The sequence below is a fragment of the Candidatus Desulfofervidus auxilii genome, from assembly GCA_030262725.1.
Lineage (GTDB): Bacteria > Desulfobacterota > Desulfofervidia > Desulfofervidales > Desulfofervidaceae > JAJSZS01.
Genome location: JAJSZS010000061.1, coordinates 1 through 4,134 on the forward strand (window position 1 = coordinate 1; position 4,134 = coordinate 4,134).

The window sequence follows — 4,134 nt, forward strand, 5'->3', positions numbered from 1 at the left end:
GCAAATTCTCAGGGAATTTTGATAGAAAAATGTCTGATTGAGAATAACAAGTATTCCCTTCTTAAAGAGCTTTCCTTACCCAATAAAGGAAATCTGACTCCGCATATCGAAGGAGACACAATCTTTACGGATACATTAACAGGAATATACACTTATAACGCTGAAGTAAAACTTAGAAATAACAGAATAATAAACAACTACACAGGAGTTTATGCTTGTGGTTCATTAACCCTTTACTCTTATGGAAACTATATAAAAGACAATATTTGGCACGGTTATGATTTGGCTGTTTCAGGAAATTCAAATCTGGTTTTTGAAAAAGATACTTTCATAAATAATGGCTGGTATCCTCTTTCGTTATCAAGTTTGACAAATGAAATTTTTTTATATATAATAGAAATGTAAATTTAAAAAATGGAGGTGTGGGATGAAAAAAATATTAATAATTACATGTCTATATACAGGTTATCTTTTATCAGATAGTTTAAGTGTGCAGACTTTGAGTATTTTGCATCTTCCAGGTGATTTTGCCTATGATATATGGATTAAGGATACATTTGCTTATGTTGTGGGAGATACAGGACTTGTGGTAATAAACATTTCTGACCCTGAAAATCCTTATGTTAGAACTATCTATCCACCCGGAAGAGGAAGAGGAATTTATATAAGGGACACACTCGCCTATATAGCAAAATCAAGTGGTTATTTGGGCGTAGATAATATATCAGATCCTTTAAATCCAGTTGAAGTTGGCAGGTGTTCGACAGGGACAATAAACTTGGATGTATGGGTACAGGGCAATTTTGCTTATGTGGCAGGATACACAGGCGGTCTACGAATAATAGACATTCGCGACCCCACAAATCCTGTAGAAGTCGGTTTCAATGCTGAGAACTCTTTATAGAAAGTATATGCAAAGGACAATTTTGCATATGCGGGGAATATCGAAGGTTGTTTCTGGGCTTATGATGTGACGGATTCGTCAAATCCACAGATAATATGGGGTGATACAGCGATAGGGTTTGTTTATGGGATTGACATAACAGGTTGGTCTAATTATGTAGCAGCAGTTGGACCTGCAGAGTATGTGCCTGTAAGGGGAGGTTGTCTTTACATTTATGATGTCTCAGACCCCTATAACATTCACAGAATATACACATTTGAGGGTGATTCAACTGTCCCGGGATTTTATGCAGTTGACATTATAGAAAGTGAAAGTCTGCTTGTTACAGCAAGTCCATTGACACCGGGCTGGTCATTTGACATTAGCAACCCTTCCAATCCGGTAAGAGTTGGAAAAGGAGCGTTAGGAGATTATAGTCTTTTTGTAAAACCCGGTTATTTTTATGGGGCTGACGGTGATGCATTGGTCATAAGGGGATATGAATGGATAAACGTAAAAGAGAAATCAGAAAACAAAGTCAAATATCCTGTGTTTGATTTTGTCAATTACAAAGATAAAATAAAAATTATTTATTCATTTCCTCAAAAATCTTCATTTGAAATAAGGCTTATAGATGCATCCGGAAAAATCATCAAAGTCTTAAAGAAAGGTTTTTCAGATAAAGGGGAATTATTTATTCCTTTAAAAGATTACACTTCAGGCACATATTTTGTAGAGTTGATTTACGGAAATAAATCTTTAAGGAGAAAGATAAACATTTTAAAATAAGGGGGGAAGATGAATTTAATTCTTTCCCTTTTATTTTTATATACACCTGTTTATAAGGTTGAGGCAATTTCAAGCCCGGTTTCATCAGATTCATTCCTGCAGAGTTTTGTTCCGAATTGTGATTCAATTTATTCGGTGGAAGTTCTTACCTATCATATATCATCAAACAGTGATTCGATTACAATAAAAATACTTGATGAGAATAAAATTTTCATAGTAAAAAAGAAATTACCTCTGTATGCAGGAAAAAATTGGATAAAAGCGGTTTTTAATTATCCTGTTCATGTTAAAAGGGGGCATACTTATTATTTAGAGGTAACATCTGATATAAATTTTACATGTTATTACAATGCCTTTGATGCATATCCTTATGGAAGTCTTTTATATCCTCAGATTCCTCCACCTGATGGTATAGACCTTGTAGCCAGGGTTTATGGAATAAACCGCATAGATGATAGATTTTTTGGTATGGATCTTCACTGGCCTGGTTATCTTGAATTTTACCCATGGTATGACCATGATACAACTTTTAAAAATAAAGTTGTTGATTATTTGAAAAAAGCGAAGGTTAAATGGCTGAGAGTCGGAATTAAATGGGCAGGCATTCAACCTGCTGAAACTACATTTACATGGTGGTATGGAGACACAATTTATAGTTGGTCAAAGGATTTTAAACTGTTATGCATAATATGGGGTTCACCTCATAGATGGGCATCAACAAGTCCTTATTGGATAGCCCGGCCGGAGACAATATATCGTCCATGGTTACCAGAAATTTGTTGTGCTTATCCTGATACTGCAGGACCTGCGGGTGATGTGTATCCTCCGATGCCGGAGTATTTTCCTTATTTCAGGGCTTATGTGGAGAGCCTTTTTGTCCGTTACCCCATTGAGTATTTTGAGTTCTGGAATGAGGCAAACGGAAGAACATATTTCGGTCTTCCTGGTGATACATTTTATGAAGGTTATTTTAATCTTCCTCCTCCTAACGGTATAGAGGAGGTTGTAAAAACAGGTATGGCAAGAATATACAAGAGACTTGCTGAAGAGGTTTATCCTGTTTTTCAGGGATACAATAAAAAATTTATAACAAGTGGACTTACTTATATTGGAACAACCCCTGGTTGTGATTATAGCTCTTCAGCTGAGAGATTCTGGATAGATTATTTTTCTTATGGTGGCAATGCTTATGCTGACTACATAGGCATTCATCCCTATCAGCCATTTGGAGAAGGTAAAAGATTCAGTGATAATTTTTTCAAATTTCAACTTGATTCAATAATAAGAAAAGTTTTAAGGAATTACAATTTAAATGACAGGGAGCTTATAGTTACAGAATTTGGATGGCCTGTTGAGAAAGGAGATATTACACATCCCCCGGGAGTTCAAGCAGAAGCAATTATAAAGTTTATAGTTTCTTCGATGGGGACACTTGAGGATATATATAATCCCATAAAACAAGTTATTATATGGGCTTTTCTTGATACACGGAATGTGCGTTTTGGATTAATAAGAGTTGAATTTGATAATGCAGGTTATGTTGACACCATGTATCCCAGAGAAAGTTTCTATGCATACAGACAGTTAAACAGAAATTTGTATGGAAAATTGTTTAACAGAAGATTGAATTACACGGACAGTGTGAAAATTTTTGAATTTGAGGACCCTGAGACCCATTTAAGGACATGGGTAATCTGGTGGTCAAGGGATTATGAATATCCAGGTAATATAACGATCTCATTACCCGGAAGGACTCAGAGTTTCTATTATGAAAAAATGGCTTTATCAGAAAATATAGAAAAGCAAATATTTACAAACTGGGATTCAATACCTGTTGATACATTCCCTGTATATATAAAAGAAAGATACTATATAAGTGAATTTTCAACAGCATACAATTCGCAAAGGAAACTTTTAGTTGACACTTTTGGAAATTTACATCTTGTGTATCATACCTTAAATGATACACAGAGGATTATATATGCTTTTTCCCAGAATGAGGGTGAAACCTGGAATATAAATGTGATAGGATACGGTGAATATCCTGCAATTTCCATAGAAAACGGAATAAATGTTATATGGAGGAAAGACAAAAAACTATGCTTCAGGAGAAATACAAATGGTATCTGGCAGAATGAGGAAGTAATTCTAACATTATCCGGTCCTTCCTATTTTGTTTCTGTTCCCTGTATTGCGACTTTTAACAATCAGGGCTTTGTTCTCTGCGAAGTTCAAAATCCTTTAATGGGACAATGGCAACTTTTGTATGGAGAATTTGATTTAAATAATCCTTCGGGAACAATTTCATGGAAGATAATAGATAGAAGGGGTCCTCCTTATCCTGAAAGTTTTTCACATCCTTCTATTGATGTAGAGCCCATAGGAAGATTACATCTTGTATATGCTATAAACGACACAGTCTTTTACAGGTTCAAAGATGCTGATTGGAGTGAGCCTCAGGT

4 protein-coding genes are annotated in these 4,134 nt (G+C 35.2%); all 4 read left to right on the forward strand.

The features are described from left to right. Nucleotides 1–405: right-handed parallel beta-helix repeat-containing protein (locus LWW95_11810; protein MDL1957712.1), on the forward strand; the 405-nt coding region annotated here is incomplete at its 5' end. Between the two features lie 22 nt (nucleotides 406–427). Continuing rightward, a complete protein-coding gene (locus tag LWW95_11815; protein ID MDL1957713.1) occupies nucleotides 428–904 on the forward strand; it encodes a hypothetical protein in 477 nt (158 codons plus the stop codon). Between the two features lie 66 nt (nucleotides 905–970). Next, nucleotides 971–1,672: a T9SS type A sorting domain-containing protein gene (locus LWW95_11820; GenBank protein MDL1957714.1), complete on the forward strand. Its 702-nt coding sequence runs from the start codon at nucleotides 971–973 to the stop codon at nucleotides 1,670–1,672. 9 nt (nucleotides 1,673–1,681) lie between these two features. Further along, a partial coding sequence (locus tag LWW95_11825; GenBank protein ID MDL1957715.1) for a hypothetical protein occupies nucleotides 1,682–4,134 on the forward strand: 2,453 nt, incomplete at its 3' end.